The following is a 22685-nucleotide window of genomic DNA, read 5'->3' as shown; positions in this document are numbered from 1 at the left end:
CTGTGGAAGGAGCGGAGCCTGCGATATATCTAATGATAATGCAATATATTATTCGGGCGCCGGCTCCCCCCGGTTAGACGAGAGTCTGTTTAGCAGATTGTTCTTCACTGAGGGCCATTCATGCTGGAGGATCGAATAAATGACGGTATCGCGGATGGAGCCGTCGCGCATGATCTGGTGGTTGCGCAATATTCCATCCTGTTTCGCACCCAGGCGTTCAATTGCGCTCCTCGAAACCTGGTTGAAAAAATGTGTTCTGAACTCTACCGCTAGCGCTTTCTTTTTCTCGAAGACATGCTGAAGCAATAACAGCTTGCTTTCCGTGTTCACCCCTGTTTTACAGGCGGATTTTGCATACCAGGTGTAGCCGAGCATCGGGCGCCTGTTCGCTTCATCCACGTTATAGAAACGGGTCGTGCCCACTATTCCATCTGTCGCATTCAGTCTTACCGCAAATGCGATGTTTCCTTTTTCAGCGTTTTCGATGGCGGTGATTACATAGTTTTCCATCTGCTCGGGCGGGGGCACGTTTGCAAACCACAGCTTCCAGAATTCTCCATCCCTGACCGCCCATCGCAAAGGCTCGATGTGATCAGGCGCAAGCGGTTCCAGGGTGACAACCTCGCCCTTCAATACGATGCGTTCGAGCCAACTCATTTTTTCATGCTGCCCGTTGTTTGGCGGTGTTCTGCCAAGCTCTGAAACCTTGACATTGCTTTTAAAACATTGGTTTTTTCGCGGCCGCGTTATAGCGATTCACTCCGCTTGTAATTTCCACTTCGGCTTCCGTCACCCCTGCCCATCCGGTTATCTTCACCCATTTGCCGGGTTCCAGGTCCTTGTAGTGTTCAAAAAAATGGGCAATCTGTGAGCGTGTCAGTTCAGACAAGTCGGCGTGAGATTTCACCCCGCGATAGAGAGCGCACAGTTTGTCGATTGGCACCGCCAGGACCTTCGCATCTCCGCCCGCCTCATCGGTCATTTGAAGCATACCCAGTGGCCGGCACCTTACCACCACTCCTGAGATGAGTGGAACCGGTGAAATTACCAGAACATCCACCGGATCTCCATCTTCCGAGAGGGTGTGCGGGATATAACCGTAGTTACAGGGATAGTGCATGCATGTCGACATGAAGCGATCAACGAACATTGCACCCGTTTCCTTATTCACCTCGTATTTGATGGGGTCAGCGTTCATGGGTATTTCTATGATGACATTGAAATCGTTCGGCACGTCACGGCCGGAGCTGACTCTGTCAAGATTCATTCTTGTTCCTGTTACTGTTCACTGAAAAATCGCTATTATAGCTGTCGGCTTCGGTGTTTAACTGCGGATTAAACGATCCATGCGCATGCTGCTCAGCTTGGCCATCATGGCTGCACTTATCTATGTCGTTTTCGCGGCAGTGATATTCTTCGCCCAGCCCAGTCTCGTTTATTATCCCGAAATCGGGCGTGGCATCACCGGGACTCCGGGTGAGTCGGGTCTCGCGTATGAGTCTGTGGAACTGGAGACTGCGGATGGCGAAAGGCTGCATGGCTGGTTTGTCCCGGCATCTCATGCGAAAGCGACTGTCCTGTTTTTTCACGGGAATGCGGGGAACATTTCCCAACGGATCGATTATTTGTCGATGTTTTACCGCCTGGGATATAACACCTTCATTTTCGATTATCGCGGCTACGGCGAAAGTAGCGGTAAACCGACCGAGCAGGGGACATACCGGGATGCTGTTGCTGCATGGCGCTACATAACCGAAAAGAAGGCAATTCCGCCTGCCGATGTTGTGTTGTTCGGGGAATCTTTAGGGGGTGCAATCGCTTCCTGGCTGGCCGCCCGCGAAATACCCGGTGTCCTGGTTCTGACTTCCGCGTTTACCTCGGTTCCTGACATGGGAGCGCAACTGTATCCCTATCTTCCCATTCGGCGGCTTTCCCGTTTCAAATACAACACTCTCGAGCATTTGAAGGATGTGAGCTGTCCCGTATTCATCGCGCACAGTCCTCAGGATGAAATTGTGCCGTTCAAGCAAGGGCAAGCCCTGTACGAGGCAGCACGCAATCCGAAGCGATTCATTGAGCTGCAGGGCGGTCACAATGAGGGCTTCATTTACACCAGGGAAGACTGGGCGAAGGCTTTGGGTAAATTCATAGATGCGAGCCTGGGAAGACATTGAATATGCTGGTATTGGCGCATCGTGGTTATCACGTGACAGCTCCGGAAAATACGCTCGAAGCTTTTGACGCAGCGATAATGGCAGGGGTAAACGGTATCGAGACGGATGTGCGCATGAGCCGGGATGGTGTACCGGTACTGGTTCATGATCGGGTAATGGCAACCGGACAGGCAGTATCTGATCTTGCCCATTGCGAAATCGAAGATGTGCTGGGGCATAAAATACCTACCCTGGATGAGGCGCTCGCGCATTTTCCCGACATACTCTGGAATATCGAACTCAAAACCCCGCATCGCTTGTCGACCGTATTCGGTGTTCTGGAAAAGTATCAAGCCTGCCATCGTATTATCGTTAGCTCCTTCCGGCATGATCTGATTGCAATCTGCGCATCCTCATTAAAGCTCGATTGCGGCCTGCTGGTCGCGCACCGACCGCAAACCCTCGATTCCCTGTGGGCTGGTTTCGATTGTGAGGGCAACGCCAGGATCAACCATCTGGTTTGGGATTACAATGTGTTGGATCAGGCCATGTTGGCACAGGCGGCCGCCAGGGGTTTTCGCAACTTCGTTTACGGTCCGGTAACCCGGGCCGAGCATGAGGAGTGCCGGCAACTGGGCGTGGATGGGGTGATTACGGATTATCCATTGCTTGCGCAGGGTGTATAAACACCGGTGCAGCCGACGCCCAGCCGTTCTCTTGTCACATGAAAATAGAGTGATGCGCCGATGTTTTCTGCAAGCCCTTATGGCCGGACCCATGGCTGTGGCATTAAGTAGAACGATTTCAGCGAAGAACAAGGTATTCACCGTCTTCACATTTGGGGATTCGATTCTCGATTGCGGGCGCTACAACGAATATGGAGTCCATCCAGGACAGTTGATCGTTCGCAACAATGATTTCCTGTTTCCAGAGCTCAAGGGGCGCGACCTCCTGTCTCAGGCAGCCTCGATGACTGCACTGCTGGACCACCGGGCGCGTGATGGCGGCGTGGTTGACAATCTCTCCTGGCAGGCGCGAGGTATCAAGGCAACCGGTCCTGCTGTCGCCCTGGTTACAGTAGGAGGCAACGATCTTCTCGCTGGTCTTGCTGCAGACCGAGGGGAGGGCATCGCCTGCTTTCAACAGCGGTTGGATGCTTTTCTGCAAGCGCTTCCGGTACGGCCAGTTCTGCTGGGCACAGTTTACGACCCGACTTTCGGCGATGACTCTCGCAATTTTCTTGCCACCGATGCGCGCATTGCCCGGCCCAAGTTCAATCGCATCAATGCCGTTATTCGGCGGATCGCTCCACGCTATGGAGAGCTCGTCGATGTGCACCTCCATTTCCTCGCGGGTGACCCGTCCTGGTTTACAGTTACTATCGAGCCAAGCTTGCGCGGGGCATCAGAGGTGCGTACTGTGTTTTTGCCCGCAGTGCTAAGAGCATTCCATGCCGCGCAAAATGCTTAGGCTGGAAGGGGATATCAAAAACGATGCAATGTGGCATGAAAAGCAAAAAGAAAATGGCAGACCTAAAATAGGCAAGACAAGTAACGATTCCTGGAGCAGAACGCCTATCCATCAGGAGGAAACAGATGAGCGAGAAGACAAAACCGCACATGGTCGGCATCAATCATATAGCGCTGGAGGTCGGTGACATCGAAGAAGCGTTGGCTTTTTATGGCCGCATCTTCACCTTTAAATTACGAGGACGAAGCCAGGGCGCTGCCTTTATCGATATGGGAGACCAGTTCATTGCACTGATGGAAGGGCGATCGCAAAGCCCCGACGATGACAGGCATTTCGGCCTTGTGGTCGATGACCGCTCAAATGTACGCGAACTCGCTGAAGCGGCGGGAGCGACAGTGCTCGAAGGAGGCTTCCTCGACTTCCTCGATCCTTGGGGTAATCGCGTTCAGGTAGTCGAGTATGGGGATATACAGTTTACGAAAATCCCCGGAGTGTTGAAGTACATGGAACTGGAGTTGGAGAAGACCGAGAATGCAAAGGCGGAGCTGCAAAAAAAGGGAATTGGAACGTAAACTTCGATAGCATAGGAGTTCATAGGTGAGGTGCAGATTCAGCTTATTCCACAGTTCCTCATGAAGATCCTCGAAAAGGCCTGGAAAAAAGCGCGAGCTAGAGGATGAAGACGATAAGCTGCCAGCGGGGCGGTCCAAGTTCGAAACCGTGGATATGTTCTTCGTATCCCGGCAGTAACTGTCCTTTCGTTACAACAATTTCCTGGCCGCAGCCTATGCACCGGTAGATACCACTTACCGATGCGTTGGTACCAGGTGCACGCTTAACATTGAAATCAAAATGGTCGCAGCGGATAAGATAGCTGCTGTCCTGGTAAACGGCCATAGTGAAACCCGTTAAAAGAGTAATAATATCCGGTACATAGTGACTGAACTTTTAGCTCTACATTAATTTTATTACTTGTCGCTCACCTAATTCTGTTCGCTTTAGCACAAATACGCTTAACACAGCATAAAGTATCAAAAGTTCGAGTTTCGGTGGAGTGTCTCCCACCAAACAAAACCTGCCGAAGCGGGACAACAGTTCACGGGAGGGAATAGAGGAAGGCGGGGCTTGAAAGCATATTGCCCATTAAAAATGGGCGACGATCGACGTAGTGAAAAAAGTGGCGCTATCTCTGGAAGTACCATTTTTACCAGCAAAAATATCGTCTTTACTGAGCAGCGTTCTGGCCTCAAGCCTCCACAGCAGATTGTCAGTGATGTTGTAATCGAAATTGGCTGAAAAACCCCATGTCCGGAAACCATGAGGCTTTGCGGATGCAATCATTACGCCTTGTTTGTCATTGTAGTATTCTGCCCTTACAGCAACCGCTGTTCTGGGCGTTTGCACATATCTCAGAATGACTGTAGGGTTGAACCACGTGTTAAGGCTGCCCGAATGCTTGCTTTTTTGTTCGACGCCGATATCGAATCCAACAGTCGCTGCAAGCTCCTCATTCAGTTTGAAAATTCCGTAGAAATTATGGAAGTAACGCATTTGCCGGTGACTGTCGGGCTTGTCGCTGCCCGCAAAGGTGCTGCTATTGAACGTTATTTCAGGAGAAGGTCGGTAGGTAATCTGTGTGCCGAAGGCGGGAAGCGTGTTTCCGTCCACCGGTTTTATATGTTGCCAGCCGTTCAGCACCAATCCGCTTAAAAACCATTTATCATCAGCCGAAGTGAAGTCGATCCTGACGCCTGACTCGAAATAGGGTGTGTTCTCCGCCGCCATGCTTCTCGTCAGGGTCCAATTGTTTTTCCCTGTTGCGCTTTCAAAGCCGATATGCGAAGGGAAAACGCCAGCTTCCAGCCAGAGTTTATTTTCGCCGGATAGTCTCAAGGCGATGTTGCCTTCGTATAAATGGCCCAGAATGCCAGGTTCTGCAGCATAGTTCGTGTTCATGTAGGTGCCTGCTGCGAGCGCAAAGTTTGCCCTGATATTGGGTGTTGCGTACGATGCCTTTATGAAGGCGAGATTTACTGCGGGTTGATTGCTTTTGCTGAAGCTGGTGAGAAAGGGAGGTTTAGCGTTATTTACCGGTTCGTTGAAATCGTGACTGTAGTAACCTTCAACATAGGCAGCGAGTGTCAGTGGCGAGCGCAGTCTATCGTCAAGGTCACCCCCTGCTCCTGCGGAGGGGCTTGCATTTAGAAGAAAAAAGGCTGCCAATACCATCCTTTTCATTTTTCCTGCAAGTTGCCCCTCGTAGAATCCGGCCCGTACAAACGAATAAATCAAGAGACGGAAAATAAAAAGAACTATTGCGGGCGCTATCCGCGCCATGAACAGGGAAGTGTTCCATCTCAATCCCGCCGCAGCAAAAGGCGATTCCAGATTCAAAATTCCTTAAGCCAGTCAAGCGACTTCTGCGCATGAATGTGGATTTCACCAGGAAAATTCAGACCAGTAACGGGCGAATGCGGCGCGCGAGCCGGGTTGCCGACCAAAGGTAAGCTTGGCAGGGTGATAAGTCCCCCCAGGATAGGGTTATCCTGTCGCAAGCAGGTATATGCAGTCGAGCACGGCAGCGAATTTAAAAATGAGCCTCACAAAGCTCATTTAATTCACTGGAAATTAAAAAGGCAGCCCAGGGGCTGCCTTTTTCAAAGTTCAGTAACCGCCTATCCAGCCGCCGGTTGTTTTTCCACTTTCTTGCCGTATTTCTGACGGAATTTCTCGACACGGCCAGCAGTATCGACGATTTTTTGTTTACCTGTATAAAATGGATGACAAACTGAGCAAACCTCGATATGCAGGGGTTTGCCCATGGTGGAACGGGTTTGAAAAGTGCTGCCGCAACTGCAGGTCACGGTTATTTCCTGGTAATCTGGATGAATGTCTGGTTTCATGAAATGATCCTCAGCTTGCAAAGGCTCCCCTTACGATATGTGCCTGATTTCGGGGAAAGCGGCGTATTATCCTCTACTCGCAAACGGGATGCAATAAGGCATTCCGGGAGAGGGGGGGTATTCAATGTTTAGGTTAGTATATTAGACCCGCCGCATTGAATCGAAGAAATCCGCGTTGTTCTTCGTTGCCTTGATCTTGTCGAGCAGAAATTCCATTGCCTCCATGTCATCCATCGGGTAGAGCAGCTTGCGCAGTACCCAGATTTTCTGCAATACATCGGGCTTGATCAGGAGTTCTTCCCGGCGGGTGCCGGAACGGTTGACGTTGATGGCGGGATAAATGCGTTTTTCTGCCATGCGCCGGTCAAGATGGATTTCCATGTTGCCGGTACCCTTGAATTCCTCATAAATCACATCGTCCATGCGCGAGCCGGTGTCGACCAGCGCGGTGGCAATAATGGTGAGAGAGCCACCCTCCTCGATATTGCGAGCAGCCCCAAAAAACCGCTTCGGCCGTTGCAGCGCGTTGGCATCCACACCCCCCGTCAGCACCTTGCCGGAAGCAGGTACCACTGTGTTATAGGCGCGCGCGAGCCGGGTGATCGAATCCAGCAGGATTACCACGTCCTTCTTGTGTTCCACCAACCGTTTGGCTTTTTCGATGACCATATCCGCCACTTGCACGTGACGTACAGCCGGCTCATCGAAAGTGGAAGAAATCACTTCACCTCTTACCGACCGGATCATCTCGGTCACTTCTTCGGGACGCTCGTCTATCAGCAGCACCATCAGCATCACATCCGGGTAATTGGCGGCAATGGCGTGGGCGATGTGCTGAAGCATGACCGTCTTGCCTGATTTGGGACTGGCTACCAGGAGGCCCCGCTGTCCTTTGCCGATGGGGGCGATCAGATCGATGATGCGACTGGTAACGTTTTCCTCGGCCTTGATCTCGCGTTCGAGCTGCAGCCGCTCGGTGGGAAAGAGGGGGGTGAGATTTTCAAACAGTATCTTGTGTTTGGAGTTTTCAGGAGGTTCTCCGTTGACCTTATCGACCTTGACCAGCGCGAAATAACGCTCCCCGTCCTTGGGCGTCCTTATTTCGCCCTCTATCGAATCCCCCGTATGAAGGTTGAAGCGCCGTATCTGGCTGGGTGAGACATAAATGTCATCCGGACCGGCGAGATATGAGGTGTCGGGAGAACGCAAGAAGCCAAAACCATCCTGCAGCACTTCCAAGGTGCCTTCGCCGAAAATGCTTTCGCCTTTCCGTGCCTGATTCTTCAATAATGCGAAAATCAGATCCTGTTTCCGTAACCGGTTAGCACCGTCAATTTCATTGGCAATTGCCATTTCCACCAGTTCGGTGACGTGGAAGTTTTTGAGGTCGGATAGATGCATGAACGGAATCCGTGGGTGAAGAAGAGGGACGTAAAGAAAGCGTCAGGAAGCGTTGGGAAAACCGATGGAGCCGAACGAGAATTCGAAGCGGCGAACGTAATCGAACCGGAAACTACCGGAGAGCTTGCGGAATGCGTTAATTATAACTTAGCAGTTTTAGATGTGACTGTCAATAAAAGCAGTGAGCTGGGATTTCGATAACGCCCCTACTTTGGTGGCTTCGATATTTCCGTTTTTGAAGAGCATGAGAGTAGGGATACCGCGAATACCATATTTGGGGGGCGTAGCCTGGTTTTCGTCGATATTGAGCTTGGCAACCTTGAGGCGGTCGCCATATTCCTTGGCTACCTCGTCCAGGATGGGCGCTATCATCTTGCATGGTCCACACCATTCTGCCCAATAGTCAACCAGTACAGGGACTGTCGACTGCAATACTTCAGTCTCAAAATTTCCGTCAGAAATATGGTGGGTATGACTCATGTGCTTTTCCAAATCGCTTAAATGAAATGTGTACGACTGACATTCAGTTAATTCTGCAAGGGCAGGTCTCTATTAATGACACCTGCCATTGATACCAGAAGGGGCAGTGATAGATACAAGAATATCAGGAATTATATTTTTTTGCTTCTCAGGCCAGCAATTTTTGGCCGGTCCGTCATTTTTCAGTATCCTAGCGAAAAAAAACGAGAAAGGGAAGTATCATTTTAATGATATCTCGATACAAGCAGTCCATTCAACCGGCGGCGGGAGCAAAGCACACAAATTGGCGCTATCCTGCTTGCAGCGGAGCCAGCATACTTGTCCGAAATCAACCCGGTTTTCCCCACGAGTCACGCAGGGTGACCGCGCGATTGAATACAGGTTTTCCCGATTTTGTTTCCTTCAGATCTGCGACGAAATAGCCATGACGCTCGAATTGAAAACGTTCCTCAGGTTGTGCTGTCATGAGTACGGGCTCGACATAGGCTGCAAGGACCTTCTTTGAATCCGGATTCAGAAATGCTTTATAGTCCCGCCCGCCTGTATCAGGGTGAGCCTGAGTGAACAAGCGATCATAAAGCCGTACTTCCGCTTGTTGCGCGTGGACGGCTGAGAGCCAGTGAATATTCCCCTTGACCTTGCGTTTATCGGCTCCGGGCGTGCCGCTCTTGCTGTCCGGATCATAGGTGCAATGGATTTCCAGGATTTCGCCATTGACCCCTTTCACAACATCTACGCATTTTACGATGTAGGCGTACCGCAACCTTACTTCGCCTCCAGGTGACAGGCGGAAATACCCCTTGGGAGGATTCTCCATAAAATCACTGCGTTCTATGTAGATCGTTTTCGTCAGGTGTACGATACGGCTTCCCCATTCCGGCTTTTGGGGATGATTGGGGGCAAGGCACTCTTCCTCGGCATTTTCAGGATAGTTATCGATAACGACCTTGAGGGGGGCGAGGATAGCCAGCCGCCGCTGCGCACGCTCATTCATGTCTTCGCGCAGGCATTCTTCCAGAATGCCCATGTCTATCCATGAATCGGCTTTGCTGACGCCGATGCGTTCCGCAAACAGGCGGATGGATTCCGGTGTATAACCGCGGCGTCTCACTCCGGCAAGGGTATTCATGCGCGGATCATCCCATCCATCCACAAAACTCCCGCTGACCAATTCGATCAGCTTGCGCTTGCTCATGACGGTGTAGGTGAGATTCAAACGCGCGAATTCGATCTGTTGCGGATGACAGGGAACAACATCTGTCAATCGATCCAGTATCCAGTCATAGAGGGGACGGTGATCCTCGAATTCCAGCGTGCACAGCGAGTGCGTGATCCTTTCCAGCGCATCCGATATGCAGTGGGTGTAGTCATACATCGGATAAATACACCATTTGTCACCCGTCCGGTGATGGCGGACATGGCGAATCCGGTAAATTACGGGATCGCGCAGATTGATATTAGGGGAAGCCATATCGATTCTGGCGCGCAGAACGTGAGCGCCGTCAGGAAACTCACCCGCCTTCATGCGGCGAAACAGGTCAAGATTTTCCTCGATGGAGCGGTCGCGGTAGGGGCTGTTTTCGCCCGCCTCGGTAAGCGTGCCCCGCAACGCGCGGATTTCCTCGGCAGTAAGGCTGTCTACGTATGCTTTACCCTGCTTGATGAGATATTCGGCAAACTCGTATAGTTTGTCAAAATAGTCCGACGCATAGTGCAGATACTCGCCCCATTCGAAGCCGAGCCATCTTACCGCATCCATTATTGAATCGACATACTCCTGCTCTTCTTTTTCGGGGTTGGTGTCATCGAAGCGCAGATGACATATTCCTTTATAGTCCCGCGCCAGGCCGAAATTTAGGCAAATGCTTTTGGCATGACCGATATGCAGGTAGCCGTTGGGTTCGGGGGGGAAGCGCGTTTCAACCCGCCCGTTCCACTTGCCGGTGCGATTGTCTTCTTCGATGATATTGCGTATGAAATTGGACGCGCACAGCGTTACGTCGCCAGGTGTAGCTTTTTCGTTCAAACTGGACCTCTCGAAAGGGAATTCCTGCTCGTCTTTTCCGGGAATTCGTGGCAAGCGGGAACGCGGTTCTGCTCTCTCCTGTTCGTTTGTGCTTGCCCGGCTGCTCATTATAGTTGAATAACGTATCGAGCCAAATTCGACCAGGTACCCCTGCTGACTTTCTTCCTGCATTTCTTTTACTGTGAGCGAGAATGCGCGTGGCAAAGTTCCATTTCCGTTTATTTACACTACACTGATTACATGAATCCATTCACTTTTTCCATTCTCCGGGTGCTGAGCGATAACGAATTTCATTCAGGGCAGGCTATCGCCGAAGCTCTGGGAGTTTCCCGCGCCAGTGTATCGAATGCTCTTCGCGACGCGGATGAAGCTGGATTGACCATTCATAAAATCAAGGGACGCGGCTATCGCCTGCTCGACCAGGTGCAATGGCTGGAACGAAATGCAATTCTTGAGCACCTCGGTCATCAGGCGGACAAATTCAATCTGGAAATACTCGATACGATCGATTCCACCAACAGCCTTTTACTGCATGAGGCGGATAACCGGTTGAGCCTGCGTGATGGGCTCATTCATGTGGTAGCGGCCGAGCTGCAAACGAAGGGGCGTGGACGACGAGGACGGCAATGGCACTCGGGCCTGGGAGTCGGTCTCGCGTTTTCCGTGCTATGGCGGTTTCAGCAAAGTGCAAGCTTTCTTTCGGGTTTGAGTCTCGCCACAGGCGTTGCAATAGTACGTGCGCTCGAATCTTCAGGGATACAAGGGGCCGTACTCAAATGGCCAAACGATGTGATGTTCAATTTCTGTAAACTGGCAGGTATATTGATAGAACTGCATGGCGATATGCTCGGTCCCACCGTTGCTGTAATCGGTGTAGGCATGAACCTGAAATTGTCCGACAGCGTTCAGGCGCGGATAGACCAGGGGGCAACGGATATTTTTTCCATCAGTGGAGAAACACCGGATCGCAATAAATTGCTGGCTGAATTGTTGCTGAATATTGCTCGAGTATTGAGAGAATTTGAGCAGTCGGGTTTTACGCCATTCAAGGAGGAATGGGTGGATCGCCATGTATGTGAAGGCAAAGCCGTCACCCTCAAGCTACCTGACGGGTCGGGCCAGGAAGGACTGGTGCACGGGGTATCGGATAGCGGGTCGCTGTTGCTGCAAACGTCACTGGGTCTTCGCAGTTTCAGCGGCGGCGAGATATCGCTGCGCAGGACAGCATAAATGAACCCTCTTCTGCTGGCGGTGGATTCCGGCAACACGCGCGTGAAGTGGGGGCTGCATGATGGCCGCAACTGGCTCATGCAAGGGGTCGCGGCGCAGGGCGACAGAGTGCAGCTCGAGCGGGAATGGAGGGATTTGCGTGAACCTTCACGCGTAGTGATATCCAATGTCGCCAATGCCGGGGTCAAGGGCAGTCTGTCGGAGCTACTGGCGCAGTGGAAAGCGGAGCCACAATGGATTACTGCCGTTCCCTATCAATGCGGGGTTCGCAACTATTACTCCAATCCTGCCCAGCTTGGCAGCGACCGCTGGGCGGCGCTCGTGGCAGCGTGGGTGCTGGAGCGACAGGGGTGCCTGGTAGTCGATGCGGGAACCGCCATGACGGTGGATGCGCTTTCCGACACAGGTGAATTTCTCGGAGGACTCATAACCCCCGGGCTCGATCTGATGCAGAAGATACTGGTGGAGGACCTTGGATCACTGGAATCGGAGGGCGGAAAATTTTGCGATTATCCTGACAGTACCGCAGATGCGCTCTATAGCGGCGCGGTGCACGCGATGGCGGGCGCCATCGAACGCATGGCGGCCTTGCTTGCCGGTACCCTCGGCCACATGCCCGAGTGCATTCTCAGCGGGGGTGCAGCGCAGCAGTTGCAGCCCCAGCTTAACGTGAATGTGAAAGTGATGGATAATCTCGTTTTGCAAGGCTTGCTGGCCATTGCCCGGGAGACTTCAGAAACAGCTTCGGGAGGGGTCGTAGCTTCCCCGGAAGATTCCATCGAAAATTGATCTGCTTTTGCGTCCTGCGGACGTAGACTGGATATGTCCGTTTTTCAGAACGCAACCTTTTACACTACCGTCAACGAGCTGCGCGACCTGCCCCCCCCGGTTGGAGTCGAGATAGCCTTTGCCGGCCGCTCGAACGCCGGCAAGTCGAGCGCGATCAACACCCTGGCAAACCGTAACCGCCTCGCTTTCGTCAGTAAAACACCGGGACGCACCCAGCATCTGAATTTTTTCCGGTTGGGGAACGACAGATTTCTGGTGGATCTCCCTGGTTATGGTTATGCCAAGGTGCCGGCGGAAGTCCGTCAGCATTGGGAACGTCTCCTCGGCACTTACCTTCAGACGAGGCAATCGCTTCACGGCATGGTTCTTATCATGGATGCACGGCATCCTTTAACCCCTCTGGATCGACAAATGCTCGCCTGGTTTGCGCCAACGAAGAAAGCGGTGCACGTGCTGCTTACCAAATCGGACAAACTCACGCGGCAGCAGGGGCAGAAAGTTCTCAAAACCGTGCTGGGTTTTTTGCGTGAATCTTATCCACAATGCAGCGTACAATTGTTTTCCAGCACAAGCAGAGAAGGCGTCAAGGAGGCGGCGGCCTTGCTTGATGCATGGTTCGGGTCAGGAATCGAGCCGGATAGCGGTATGATCAGAGAAGCAGGTGCGCCGGAGAGCGGTAAGGGAAATGCGCCGGAACCACCGAACGCCAGAAATAAAAAACCCCCGGTTAAAGGGGAATAAAACCGGGGGCAAACTACCTTAATAGGGATTAAGGTACCCGCTCAGGGAGGAAAAGCGGGAGACAAATAAACAACGTCTGTCAGTAAGATATAAAATCCAGCCACAAGTTCCCGGATTTTTGATTTTTTATCAGATTTTTTCTTTTTTTGCAGGGCCATCATGCCAGCCATTAGTCAATTTCCCCAAAAAAGAATGCGGCGCATGCGCCGCAATGAATTTTCCCGCCGCCTGATGCGCGAGAATCAGTTACATGCGGATGACCTGATCTATCCGGTATTCGTGCTGGATGGTGAAAAACGTGAGGAAAAAGTCCCGTCCATGCCCGGCGTTGTGCGGCAAAGCCTGGACGTTCTGCTATTCCGTGCCGAAAGATGCCTCGAACTGGGAATCCCGGCGCTGGCTATTTTTCCGGTCATCGACGCCGGGCTGAAAAATGAAACCGCCTCCGAAGCGCTCAACCCTGCGGGGCTGGTACCGCGTGTAGTAAGTGCGTTGAAAGCACGTTTTCCCGAACTGGGTATCATTACCGACATCGCCCTCGATCCTTACACGAGCCATGGGCAGGATGGATTGATCGATCCGAGCGGTTATGTGATGAACGAGGAAACGGTGGCCGTTTTGACCCAGCAGGCCCTGGTGCATGCGCAGGCAGGCGCTGACGTGGTGGCACCATCGGATATGATGGATGGCCGTATAGGCGCAATTCGCTCTGAATTGGAGAACCGGGGCCTCATCCATACCCGTATCCTTGCTTATTCCGCAAAATACGCTTCCAGTTTTTATGGTCCGTTTCGCGATGCGGTGGGATCGGCGGCCAATCTGGGTACCGGAAACAAATACACTTACCAGATGGATCCTGCCAACTCGGATGAAGCATTATGGGAAGTGGCCCTGGATCTGGAGGAGGGGGCCGATATGGTCATGATCAAGCCGGGGCTGCCTTATCTCGACATTGTGCGACGGATCAAGGAGCGCTTCGGAGCGCCCACCTTCGTTTATCAGGTGAGTGGCGAGTATGCGATGCTGAAAGCGGCCGGGCAAAATGGCTGGCTGGATGAAAGGGCCTGTGTGCTTGAAGCGCTGCTCGCCTGCAAGCGCGCGGGCGCCGATGGCATTCTGACATACTATGCCACCGAAGTCGCTGAATGGCTGAGACAGCGCTGAGCCGAAATAAGACTGGTGGAGGACGACTGAAACAGGGCGAACAGGCAGGAAACGGGAATCGCCCCCTTTCTAGTTCGACAGAAAATCGTTTATGATGTCCTCCACCGATCTGATCGTGATATCTATCGGATCCTCTTCTTCAGGAGGAAGCTGCTCTTCCATGAAGTATTCCTCCAGCGTCGCGCCGCTCCCTCGCAGGCCGGTTTCCGGATTAATCCTGGCAGTTGTGATCCCGCTTGGAGCGGAATAGGAGGCGACTGGTACGCCTTTCAACGCCTTGTCCATATAATTCATCCAGATGGGGAGTGCCGCCCGACCGCCGGTTTCATTGTCTCCCAACGATCTCGGATTGTCGAAACCGATCCAGGCGATGGCGACCAGATCGGGCTGATATCCGCAGAACCAGGCGTCCACATAATTACTGGTAGTGCCGGTTTTACCCGCCAGATCGTTACGGCCCAACTGTTTCGCTCTGGTTGCGGTTCCGCGTTGCACCACATCCCGCATCATGCTGGACATGAGAAAGGCATTGCGTGGATCGATAATCTGCTTGGCGTTTTCACCCGCCAGCGCGGGCTTCGATTGCTCCACGACATTGCCGTTGACATCCTCTACGCGTTGTATGAGATAGGGGGATATCAGAAATCCGCCATTGGCGAATGCAGCGTAACCTACCGCCATCTGCATCGGAGTGACTGAACCGGCGCCAAGCGCCATCGCGAGGTAGGCGGGGTGCTGTTTGGGATCAAAACCGAAGCGTCTCACGTAATCCTGCGCGTACTGCACATCGATTGCCTGGAGAATGCGGATGGAAACCAGATTCTTTGATCTTGCCAGCGCTTCACGCATGCGCAACGGCCCATCATAACTGTCCCCGAAGTTTCGGGGATCCCATTGATCGCTCCCGGTCTCTTCGGCCGTAAACGAAAGCGGGGCATCATTGATGACAGTCGCCGGGGTGAAGCCTTTTTCCAGAGAAGCGGAATAAATGAATGGCTTGAAGCTGGAGCCAGGCTGGCGCCATGCCTGGGTAACGTGGTTGAACTGGTTGCGGTTGAAATCAAAGCCTCCCACCATGGCGCGGATCGCCCCGTCGTGGGGATTAATGGCAACCAGCGAGGCTTCCACCTGCGGCAGTTGCGTAATCTCCCAGGTGCCCTTTTCGTTTTTGTGGACACGAATCAGAGAGCCGGGTCGAATGACCTGCTGATTGGCAGCAGGTTTGGCAGTCAGGAATTTCTCCGCGAATTTGAGTCCGTCGCCCTTGATTTCGATGATTTCGCCGCCTTTGCGGTACGCCTTGACCCGCTTCGGGCTTGCCTCCAGCGCGACTGCGGCAAGAATGCCATCGCTGTCAGTCACTTCCTGCAACGCTTCATCGAGTATTTCTTCCCGCTTCAAGTCCCCTGCCGACAGCTTTATGACTGCTTCTGGACCACGATAACCGTGCCGATAGTCATAGTCCAGCACGCCCTGGCGTACTGCATTATAGGCGGCTTCCTGGTCGAGAAAACGGATAGTGGTATAGACCTTGTAACCTCTCGTGTATGCATCCTCTTGGTAGCGCTGATACATGGCCTGGCGCGCCATTTCCGCGACGTAATCCGCCCGCAGAGCGTATTCCTGTGATTCCCGCCTGATGATTTGCAGCGGTTGTTTTTCGGCTTGTTCGAACTCCTCGTTCGGGATATAGCCCAAGTCGCGCATACGCCGGAGCACATATACTTGCCGCGCCCTCGCGCGTTGCGGATTGACGACCGGATTGAAGCGCGAAGGCGCTTTGGGGAGTCCCGCAAGCATTGCGGCTTCCGCCAGATTGATCCTGTTCAGGCTTTTACCGAAGTAAACCTGGGCGGCAGCGGCAAAACCGTACGAACGCTGACCGAGATAAATCTGGTTGAAGTAGAGTTCGAGAATCTGGTCCTTGCTTAAACTGTGTTCGATCTTGAATGCAAGCAAGGCTTCGCTGAATTTACGGTTCAGTGTTTTTTCCTTCGTCAGGAAAAAATTTCTTGCCACCTGCATCGTAATGGTGCTGGCCCCCTGGCGCAGCCCGCCGGAGGTGAAATTGGAATAAGCAGCACGCAGTATGCCAGTGTAGTCTACTCCCCCATGCTGATAAAACCGGTCATCCTCGGCAGCCAGGATTGCCTGTTTCAGACGGAGCGGAACGGAATCGATTTTGACCACTTGCCGCCGTTCTTCTCCAAACTCGCCGATCAGGATGCCCTCTGCGCTATATACGCGTAACGGTACCTTGGGGCGATAGTCTGTCAAAGACTCGAGCGAGGGTAAGGCACGGATGGTCACCAATGCTGCGAAACCGAAAACCAGAGCCCCGATGACACCCAATGCAAAAAGCGCGGCCAAAGGGTAAGCCCACCAACGCCAACGCGCTAGCATGTGAGTAGGTTCTTGCAGAGGAAGATTAAGACAAGCATGGACGTTCTATAAAAATAATACTACGTTTCATATAAGACACAGCAATCGCTCGGGGAGCATTGGCAGGGCATTTTGAAAGATTTTCCGGAAAATGCAAGGTCCGCGATCCAGTTTCTTACGAGATGGGGGAAAAAACTGCAGGATTTTTTGTCAGGGCAACCAGTACGATATAAATAAATACGAATTGGGCTGCGACACATGCAGATATTTTTGCTTTGCGCGTTTTTCCAAATCTTAGCGCTGTCATTCCCAGGCCGATATACAGCAGCAATCCGACAACCTTGGCGCTGAGCCAGGAGTCATGTACCGGATCCTGGTGAATGCGGACAGCCAGCGCAACAGCACTCGCAAGCAGTACGGTATCCACCACATGCGGCGTAATTTTTACCCAGCGCCGTTTCAAGTCAGCAGATCCTTGGATCATCCAGATGCTGCGCAATGAAAACAAAAGATAGCTTATTATAACGCTACCGACATGAATCATTTTTATTACTGCATAACTCATGTCTATCCTCCCCGCAGCATCCAGCCATGGCTGCCGGCCACTGCTCCTGCAATGGTAACGAGGCTCAAACTCAACAATATCCTGTGCATCCGCTGCGCCAATGCGAAAGTCCTTGCGGGATCACGTTGAGACATTTTTGCCTTCTGCCTCCGGAATACCAGGGGCTCCCCTATAAACAGCATCAAGGTAAAGATCAGCCACACTGCAACCATGGCATGCATCCACCAGAAGCGGGGGTCAGTAAAACGGTTCCAGGCGTCGAGAACATATACCATATAAAAGCCACTCAGACCGACGATCAGTGTTGTCCAGCGCGCCTGGGGAGCAAAGCGGTTTTCGATGTGGCCGAAAAATTCCGTCCGCTCGGTTGCGGATTTCATTTTCGCCATAATGGGAAACAGAACGACTGTCACCATGGCGACACCCCCGATCCACAGCACAACTCCCAGCACATGCAGCACTCTGGCAAATGCGAATTCATTCATCAGGCTTTCTCTTCTGCTATTCCCGAGCTAAGACTTCCTTTGTAAATATTAAGTTCTGGCACTGACTGCATTTATGCGCTTTTGGTATCCTCGAACTTTATGCCCGAGTTCCGGCAATGTGCCAATGTGCTGATGAAATATCGAGATCTGCGGCACGACGTCTGTGTTGCATCAATCCAGTGCCTGCGCACCGAACGCCTCGCAGCCTGCAAGATCGGATTCGCGACAGTGGGGAAGTTGTTTCGAGAGCTCACGTAATGCAGTCCGCAGACCTTCTTCCAGGACGGGATGATAAAAGGGCATGCGCAGCATGTCATGCACGGTGAGTGAGCGGTCGATCGCCAGGGCCAGCAGGTGTGCCATATGCTCCGCATCGGGACTGCACATTTCAGCTCCAAGCAGCTTGCCGCTGCCCGGTTCGGCGTAAATGCGCAGAATGCCGTCGTTACGTTGCGCCATGCGGGCCCGGCTCTGGGGCTCGAAACGAACCTCTCCGGTCAATGTTCCGCGGGGAAGTGAGGTATGTTTTTTACCGACGATGGCTATGCCGGGATCGGTAAACACGATCGCAAGCGGCGTACGACGATCAAAGCGAATAGGAGTGGGATGGGTGGCATTGATTCCTGCAATGTGCCCCTCGTCCGCTGCCTCGTGCAACAGAGGTCTCATGCCGCTCGCATCGCCTGCCATGAAAACCGGCAGGTCTGCTATCTGCATGGTATGGGGATCGACAGGAGGCAGCCCTCTTTCATTCAACGGGATGCCTAGCGTTTCCAGCCCCAGATTCTCGATATTGGGCCTGCGGCCCAGACTGGCAAGAACTGCATCGACTGCGGTTTCCTGCGTCCCGGTAGTTACCCGCATACCTCCATCGGCTACCCGGAGATCTGCCCGCTTGCCCAGATGTACCCTGAACTCGTCTGCAAAAAGCTCTGCCGCAACCGCATTGACTTTCGGATCGCTCAGACCGGCGATAGTATCGCTTTCACTGAATGCCGTTACCTCGATTCCCAGCCGGCCGAGTGCTTGAGCCATTTCCACGCCCACTGCTCCCAGGCCTATGATGGCTACCCGGTCGGGAAGGGTTTTTTGTTCGAATAATGTATCCGTCGTCAGGATCTGCGTGTCGAGTGCAAGCCAGGGAGAAGGTACAACCGGTCGGGAGCCAGTAGCAATGATAATGTTTCGAGCGCGCAATTCCCGCCCGTTTACCTCGAGCCTTCCTGCTTCAAGAAGGCGCGCACGACCGGAAATAGCTCGTTCTCCCAGCACTTCCGTCGCCTTCAGCGTGCTGGCGACAAAATCGTCCCGCAGCCGGCGCACACGTCGCAGGACAGCTGCAATATCCGGTGTGAGGCAATGCGCGCCCTGGATGCCGAATTCCTCAAAGGAGGTGCGGCGATGGAATGCCTTTGCGGCCTCGATCAGTGCCTTGGAGGGCATGCACCCGACACGGGCACAGACTGTCCCCCAGGGACCATCGTTGATAATGGCGAAATTGTCAGTGCGCTTCTTTACTTCCCTGAGAGCGGCCAATCCTGCGGTGCCGGCGCCGATGATGATAACGTCGAAAGTTTCACTCACGAGGATTTCCTCTTCATCAGAAATGTTGCACGAATTGGTATGGAATGCAGTGCTTCCGCCTTGAGCTGCCAATTGAACTGCGAGAATCATTTATCGCAGGATAGCTCCCCTGGCAGCCAGTTGTTCTGATGAAGGGAAGGACGTGTTATTCAGCAGTGCGTTGTTTGGCAGTTATTATTTACGTCGAGGGTGTGCGGATTCAACCCGGTCAGCCTCTTTTCCGCTTTCCGGTCCGGTTCGTGCCGCCAGCCACTCGCGGGAAATCTTCTGTGCCTGCGCCAGTTGCTTGCTGCTTAGCGCGCGCATGACTTCATCCCTGGCTCCCATGGCCTGCTGGACGCCGGCGGCGGCCGCAAGATTCAACCATACGTAGCTTTGCACATGGTCCGTAGGGAGGCCGTATCCATTGCGATAGATGAGGCCCAGCTCATATTGAGCGGGTCCGTAGCCTTGCTCTGCGGCCAATTGGAGCCATTTTGCAGCTTCGGCAAAGTCCTGGAGGGCGCCGTTCCCCGTCAGATACAGCAGCCCGAGTTTATACTGCGAATCGGCATCACCGTTATTCGCTGCCTCCTGATAGAGTCGAACGGTAAAACGATGATCCTCAAGGGGATTGCGCGCGGGAGCGGAAGAAGGAATACTTCCGGGCGACTGTGTGACGTCATGAGTTCCGCGTGTCCCCGGTGCCGGGGCGGAAAGCGCTTCCTGGCCGTTCTGCGATTTGCTGGTCCCGCGGGCGACAGAGTCAGCAGGGTCTTCAGTTCCAATTTCCGGGGCGGATCCCGCATAAGGGTCGGCCATGTTGTGCTCTATGATCAGCCAGACCGTTGTAATCAGCAAGGCGCCGATGAACAGCACTCCCCCCAATGCAAGAAAGGCATTCGAATTTTTCACCCAGAAGCGCTCCTTGCATTGCCGGCAACGTATGGGTCGAAGGAACAGCATACTCAATGTTCGCTCGCTAGGGCGCACGCGAGAATGGTGCGTTCTTTCGCTCCCGCACTTGATGCATTTTGGGCACATGATATCGGGTAGGGTGACTGTCCTGCTTGGGGAACTCATTGCGGTGTTTGTTTCTGTTTTTTTCCACAAGTCTAAATATTGCCTGTGCAAGCGTCAACCACCGAGACTGTGTTATTCCGTTGCTTTCCGCAACGAAGCCTGGAGCCGGATATTTCACGCCTCCCGGGATAATGACGAGGTGTTTTGGGAGCAGATATGCGTAGCCCAGGGGCGGGACTAGATGCCGGCGCCCCCATCAAACACTTCGTTGCGTGTCTGCGCCTGCGAAATGACGCTGCCGGGAGGCACGCTGCGGGTGAGCCATACATTCCCGCCAATGGTTGAGCCTCGGCCAATGGTGATGCGCCCCAGGATCGTCGCGCCAGCGTAGATGACGACATCATCCTCGACGATGGGATGACGCAAATTGCCTTTTACCAAGGCCCCATGCTCATCCACGGGAAAGCGCTTGGCCCCAAGGGTGACCGCCTGGTATAGGCGCACATGTTCCCCGATGACGGCGGTCTCGCCGATGACCACACCCGTACCATGGTCTATAAAGAAGAATCCGCCGATTTGCGCACCGGGATGGATTTCGATGCCGGTGGAAGAATGAGCAATTTCAGAAATCATTCTGGCGATCAATGGCGCGCCCAGCCGGTGCAAATCATGCGCCAGCCTGTAATAGGTAATGGCGGTAATTCCGGGATAGCATACCAGAACCTCATCCACGCTTCGGGCAGCCGGGTCTCCTTCATAGGCTGCCTGAATGTCGCTTTCAAGCAAACTGCGTATACGCGGCAGCCTTTGGGCAAACGCTTGCGTAATTCCCGCTGCCCGTTCCCTTTCAGAGTTGCCTGTTGCGTCCGCATCGCCAGCAAAGCGCAGCTCACGACGCACCTGCACCATCAATTCCCGCAGCGTTACATCGAGCGTGTGGCCCACATAATAATCGACGCTTTCGTTGGTGAGATCGGGCATTCCCAGACGGTTGGGAAACAGTACGGCTCTCAGTCCATCCGCAATGCTGACCAGCACCTTGCGGGAGGGAAGCTTGGGTGGCCTGTCGCGTCTCTGCCGGTTTTCCAGGGATTTGAGGCGCAGTGCGCGCAGTTCGGACACCACATCGCCAAGTTTCAGCGCTGTTCGTTTCAATGAAAAATACTCCTCCATTTATTATTATCAAGCCCGCCTATTCCTGAGCCTTTTACATCTCCTCAAAAAGGTTGGAGCTCAGATAGCGTTCTCCCGAATCCGGCAGAACGACAACAATGGTTTTTCCGGCATTCTCCGTTCGCTTCGCATGATTTAACGCGGCTGCAACCGCTGCTCCGCATGAAATCCCCGAGATAATGCCTTCTTCGCGTGCAAGACGGCGTGCATAGTGAATTGCGTCTTCATTGCTGATTTGCTGTACCTCATCCACGAGGGAGAGATCCAGGTTGGCAGGAATGAATCCTGCGCCAATTCCCGGAATCCGATGAGGTCCGGGTGCCAGGGGTTCGCCAGCCCGGTGTTGCGTGATCACTGGGCTGGCAGCAGGCTCAACGGCGACCGAGAGAATGGATTTTTTCTTCGTCCCCTTTATATACCGCGAAACACCGGTAATGGTGCCTCCCGTACCCACGCCGGCAACAAAAATATCAACTGCCCCGTCGGTATCGTTCCAGATCTCTGGCCCTGTGGTGCGCTCGTGAATAGCAGGGTTGGCCGGGTTGGAGAATTGCTGGAGCAGGAGGTATCGGCCCGGATTGGAAGCAACGATTTCCTCTGCCTTTGCTACCGCACCTTTCATGCCCCGCGCGCCCTCGGTCAGAACCAGTTTTGCCCCGTAGGCGAGAAGCAGCTTGCGGCGTTCCAGCCCCATGGTTTCGGGCATGGTCAATGTCAGGGGTATGCCGCGCGCGGCAGCAACAGAGGCGAGGGCGATACCGGTATTGCCGCTGGTAGGTTCCACCAGCTCTATTCCGGCATAAAGCAGCCCGCGATGTTCCGCATCTTCGATCATGGCGGCGCCGATACGGCATTTTACGGAATAAGCGGGATTACGCCCTTCGATCTTGGCCAGTACCATTGCCGGAGCGCCATCCGTAATGCGGTTAAGCCGGACCAGCGGGGTGGCCCCGCTGGTCTGGGAATTATCTTTGAACCAGTGCGGCATTTTCGATGCATCCTTCCATTCGATTTGTCCGGGAAATATGGATTCGGACGCGATCTGCTTCCCGGAGGCAATTGTGCTTATTATTTATTCGGAATTGGAGGTCGATTATAATAGCCGGTTTTATCGTCGAACTGGCTGTTTATCGATGA

23 protein-coding genes are annotated in these 22685 nt (G+C 53.3%); 8 read left to right on the top strand and 15 right to left on the bottom strand.

Annotated features, from left to right (window positions below; all coding sequences use genetic code 11):
- Positions 1-48 precede the first annotated feature (48 nt).
- Both NMUL_RS10940 and ppa read right to left on the bottom strand, forming a co-directional pair.
- Entirely contained in the window at positions 49-657 is a 609-nt protein-coding gene (locus tag NMUL_RS10940; RefSeq protein WP_011381398.1) for a GNAT family N-acetyltransferase, read from the bottom strand.
- 61 nt (positions 658-718) lie between these two features.
- The gene (gene ppa / locus NMUL_RS10935; protein WP_011381397.1) at positions 719-1267 is read right to left on the bottom strand and encodes an inorganic diphosphatase; all 549 of its coding nucleotides are present in this window, start codon (positions 1265-1267) and stop codon (positions 719-721) included.
- 85 nt (positions 1268-1352) lie between these two features.
- Here ppa and NMUL_RS10930 point away from each other — a divergent pair, with 85 nt between their 5' ends.
- The 4 genes from NMUL_RS10930 to NMUL_RS10915 all read left to right on the top strand — a co-directional run bounded on the left by NMUL_RS10930 (position 1353) and on the right by NMUL_RS10915 (position 4195).
- The gene (locus tag NMUL_RS10930) at positions 1353-2174 is read left to right on the top strand and encodes an alpha/beta hydrolase (RefSeq protein ID WP_104009760.1); all 822 of its coding nucleotides are present in this window, start codon (positions 1353-1355) and stop codon (positions 2172-2174) included.
- Positions 2175-2176: 2 nt separating this feature from the next.
- Complete coding sequence (locus NMUL_RS10925; protein ID WP_011381395.1) at positions 2177-2839, top strand: glycerophosphodiester phosphodiesterase; 663 nt, start codon at positions 2177-2179, stop codon at positions 2837-2839.
- Between the two features lie 79 nt (positions 2840-2918).
- Positions 2919-3623 (top strand): SGNH/GDSL hydrolase family protein, encoded by a 705-nt coding sequence (locus NMUL_RS10920; protein WP_104009761.1) that lies wholly within the window; start codon positions 2919-2921, stop codon positions 3621-3623.
- A 125-nt stretch (positions 3624-3748) separates the two neighbouring features.
- Positions 3749-4195, top strand: coding sequence for a VOC family protein (locus NMUL_RS10915; RefSeq protein WP_011381393.1), 447 nt, complete (start codon positions 3749-3751; stop codon positions 4193-4195).
- A 571-nt stretch (positions 4196-4766) separates the two neighbouring features.
- Here NMUL_RS10915 and NMUL_RS10905 read toward each other — a convergent pair.
- The 5 genes from NMUL_RS10905 to NMUL_RS10885 form a co-directional block, all read right to left on the bottom strand.
- Positions 4767-5861, bottom strand: a complete 1095-nt coding sequence (locus tag NMUL_RS10905) for a porin (protein ID WP_041353198.1) — start codon at positions 5859-5861, stop codon at positions 4767-4769.
- A 437-nt stretch (positions 5862-6298) separates the two neighbouring features.
- Positions 6299-6526, bottom strand: coding sequence for a 50S ribosomal protein L31 (gene rpmE / locus NMUL_RS10900; protein ID WP_011381391.1), 228 nt, complete (start codon positions 6524-6526; stop codon positions 6299-6301).
- Between the two features lie 141 nt (positions 6527-6667).
- Positions 6668-7927 (bottom strand): transcription termination factor Rho, encoded by a 1260-nt coding sequence (gene rho / locus NMUL_RS10895; protein WP_011381390.1) that lies wholly within the window; start codon positions 7925-7927, stop codon positions 6668-6670.
- Between the two features lie 156 nt (positions 7928-8083).
- Positions 8084-8407, bottom strand: coding sequence for a thioredoxin TrxA (gene trxA, locus NMUL_RS10890; protein ID WP_011381389.1), 324 nt, complete (start codon positions 8405-8407; stop codon positions 8084-8086).
- 328 nt (positions 8408-8735) lie between these two features.
- The gene (locus NMUL_RS10885; protein ID WP_011381388.1) at positions 8736-10433 is read right to left on the bottom strand and encodes a glutamine--tRNA ligase/YqeY domain fusion protein; all 1698 of its coding nucleotides are present in this window, start codon (positions 10431-10433) and stop codon (positions 8736-8738) included.
- A gap of 240 nt (positions 10434-10673) precedes the next feature.
- Between NMUL_RS10885 and NMUL_RS10880 the strand changes: the two genes are divergently transcribed.
- The 3 genes from NMUL_RS10880 to yihA are packed head-to-tail and all read left to right on the top strand — an operon-like array spanning position 10674 to position 13193.
- Positions 10674-11663, top strand: coding sequence for a biotin--[acetyl-CoA-carboxylase] ligase (locus NMUL_RS10880; RefSeq protein WP_011381387.1), 990 nt, complete (start codon positions 10674-10676; stop codon positions 11661-11663).
- Positions 11664-12452 (top strand): type III pantothenate kinase, encoded by a 789-nt coding sequence (locus NMUL_RS10875; RefSeq protein ID WP_011381386.1) that lies wholly within the window; start codon positions 11664-11666, stop codon positions 12450-12452. It abuts the gene before it with no gap.
- Positions 12453-12485: 33 nt separating this feature from the next.
- Positions 12486-13193, top strand: coding sequence for a ribosome biogenesis GTP-binding protein YihA/YsxC (gene yihA / locus NMUL_RS10870; RefSeq protein ID WP_011381385.1), 708 nt, complete (start codon positions 12486-12488; stop codon positions 13191-13193).
- Positions 13194-13234: 41 nt separating this feature from the next.
- Here yihA and NMUL_RS16520 read toward each other — a convergent pair whose 3' ends face one another.
- Positions 13235-13363: a hypothetical protein gene (locus tag NMUL_RS16520; RefSeq protein ID WP_256326969.1), complete on the bottom strand. Its 129-nt coding sequence runs from the start codon at positions 13361-13363 to the stop codon at positions 13235-13237.
- Between NMUL_RS16520 and hemB the strand changes: the two genes are divergently transcribed.
- A complete protein-coding gene (gene hemB, locus NMUL_RS10865) occupies positions 13353-14357 on the top strand; it encodes a porphobilinogen synthase (RefSeq protein ID WP_011381384.1) in 1005 nt (334 codons plus the stop codon). The two genes, NMUL_RS16520 and hemB, sit on opposite strands and share 11 nt — an antisense overlap.
- A gap of 69 nt (positions 14358-14426) precedes the next feature.
- Here hemB and NMUL_RS10860 read toward each other — a convergent pair whose 3' ends face one another.
- The 7 genes from NMUL_RS10860 to cysK all read right to left on the bottom strand — a co-directional run bounded on the left by NMUL_RS10860 (position 14427) and on the right by cysK (position 22536).
- Positions 14427-16760, bottom strand: a complete 2334-nt coding sequence (locus tag NMUL_RS10860) for a penicillin-binding protein 1A (RefSeq protein WP_011381383.1) — start codon at positions 16758-16760, stop codon at positions 14427-14429.
- Between the two features lie 154 nt (positions 16761-16914).
- Positions 16915-17304: a SirB2 family protein gene (locus NMUL_RS10855; RefSeq protein WP_011381382.1), complete on the bottom strand. Its 390-nt coding sequence runs from the start codon at positions 17302-17304 to the stop codon at positions 16915-16917.
- Between the two features lie 2 nt (positions 17305-17306).
- On the bottom strand, positions 17307-17789 hold the full coding sequence (locus tag NMUL_RS10850) for a membrane protein (protein ID WP_011381381.1): 483 nt from the start codon (positions 17787-17789) through the stop codon (positions 17307-17309).
- A gap of 171 nt (positions 17790-17960) precedes the next feature.
- Complete coding sequence (locus NMUL_RS10845) at positions 17961-19373, bottom strand: dihydrolipoyl dehydrogenase (RefSeq protein WP_041353196.1); 1413 nt, start codon at positions 19371-19373, stop codon at positions 17961-17963.
- Positions 19374-19547: 174 nt separating this feature from the next.
- The gene (locus tag NMUL_RS10840) at positions 19548-20267 is read right to left on the bottom strand and encodes a tetratricopeptide repeat protein (protein ID WP_167535586.1); all 720 of its coding nucleotides are present in this window, start codon (positions 20265-20267) and stop codon (positions 19548-19550) included.
- A gap of 345 nt (positions 20268-20612) precedes the next feature.
- Positions 20613-21548, bottom strand: a complete 936-nt coding sequence (epsC, locus tag NMUL_RS10830; RefSeq protein WP_041352567.1) for a serine O-acetyltransferase EpsC — start codon at positions 21546-21548, stop codon at positions 20613-20615.
- Between the two features lie 34 nt (positions 21549-21582).
- Positions 21583-22536, bottom strand: a complete 954-nt coding sequence (gene cysK / locus NMUL_RS10825) for a cysteine synthase A (protein ID WP_011381377.1) — start codon at positions 22534-22536, stop codon at positions 21583-21585.
- Positions 22537-22685 lie beyond the last annotated feature (149 nt).

Origin of the sequence: Nitrosospira multiformis ATCC 25196, from assembly GCF_000196355.1 — a bacterium.
GTDB classification, from domain to species: Bacteria; Pseudomonadota; Gammaproteobacteria; order Burkholderiales; family Nitrosomonadaceae; genus Nitrosospira; species Nitrosospira multiformis.
This window is presented reverse-complemented; position numbering and strand designations above follow the sequence as displayed.

Coding starts and splice junctions, on each gene's coding strand:
- trxA (WP_011381389.1), bottom strand. CDS start 8,407: ATGAGTCATACCCACCATATTTCTGACGGAAATTTTGAGACTGAAGTA.
- NMUL_RS10920 (WP_104009761.1), top strand. CDS start 2,919: ATGGCCGGACCCATGGCTGTGGCATTAAGTAGAACGATTTCAGCGAAG.
- cysK (WP_011381377.1), bottom strand. CDS start 22,536: ATGCCGCACTGGTTCAAAGATAATTCCCAGACCAGCGGGGCCACCCCG.
- NMUL_RS10915 (WP_011381393.1), top strand. CDS start 3,749: ATGAGCGAGAAGACAAAACCGCACATGGTCGGCATCAATCATATAGCG.
- NMUL_RS10925 (WP_011381395.1), top strand. CDS start 2,177: ATGCTGGTATTGGCGCATCGTGGTTATCACGTGACAGCTCCGGAAAAT.
- epsC (WP_041352567.1), bottom strand. CDS start 21,548: ATGGAGGAGTATTTTTCATTGAAACGAACAGCGCTGAAACTTGGCGAT.
- NMUL_RS10855 (WP_011381382.1), bottom strand. CDS start 17,304: ATGAGTTATGCAGTAATAAAAATGATTCATGTCGGTAGCGTTATAATA.
- NMUL_RS10875 (WP_011381386.1), top strand. CDS start 11,664: ATGAACCCTCTTCTGCTGGCGGTGGATTCCGGCAACACGCGCGTGAAG.
- ppa (WP_011381397.1), bottom strand. CDS start 1,267: ATGAATCTTGACAGAGTCAGCTCCGGCCGTGACGTGCCGAACGATTTC.
- NMUL_RS10940 (WP_011381398.1), bottom strand. CDS start 657: ATGAGTTGGCTCGAACGCATCGTATTGAAGGGCGAGGTTGTCACCCTG.
- NMUL_RS10905 (WP_041353198.1), bottom strand. CDS start 5,861: ATGAAAAGGATGGTATTGGCAGCCTTTTTTCTTCTAAATGCAAGCCCC.
- NMUL_RS10930 (WP_104009760.1), top strand. CDS start 1,353: ATGCTGCTCAGCTTGGCCATCATGGCTGCACTTATCTATGTCGTTTTC.
- NMUL_RS10860 (WP_011381383.1), bottom strand. CDS start 16,760: ATGCTAGCGCGTTGGCGTTGGTGGGCTTACCCTTTGGCCGCGCTTTTT.
- NMUL_RS10880 (WP_011381387.1), top strand. CDS start 10,674: ATGAATCCATTCACTTTTTCCATTCTCCGGGTGCTGAGCGATAACGAA.
- hemB (WP_011381384.1), top strand. CDS start 13,353: ATGCCAGCCATTAGTCAATTTCCCCAAAAAAGAATGCGGCGCATGCGC.
- rho (WP_011381390.1), bottom strand. CDS start 7,927: ATGCATCTATCCGACCTCAAAAACTTCCACGTCACCGAACTGGTGGAA.
- NMUL_RS16520 (WP_256326969.1), bottom strand. CDS start 13,363: ATGGCTGGCATGATGGCCCTGCAAAAAAAGAAAAAATCTGATAAAAAA.
- rpmE (WP_011381391.1), bottom strand. CDS start 6,526: ATGAAACCAGACATTCATCCAGATTACCAGGAAATAACCGTGACCTGC.
- yihA (WP_011381385.1), top strand. CDS start 12,486: ATGTCCGTTTTTCAGAACGCAACCTTTTACACTACCGTCAACGAGCTG.
- NMUL_RS10850 (WP_011381381.1), bottom strand. CDS start 17,789: ATGAATGAATTCGCATTTGCCAGAGTGCTGCATGTGCTGGGAGTTGTG.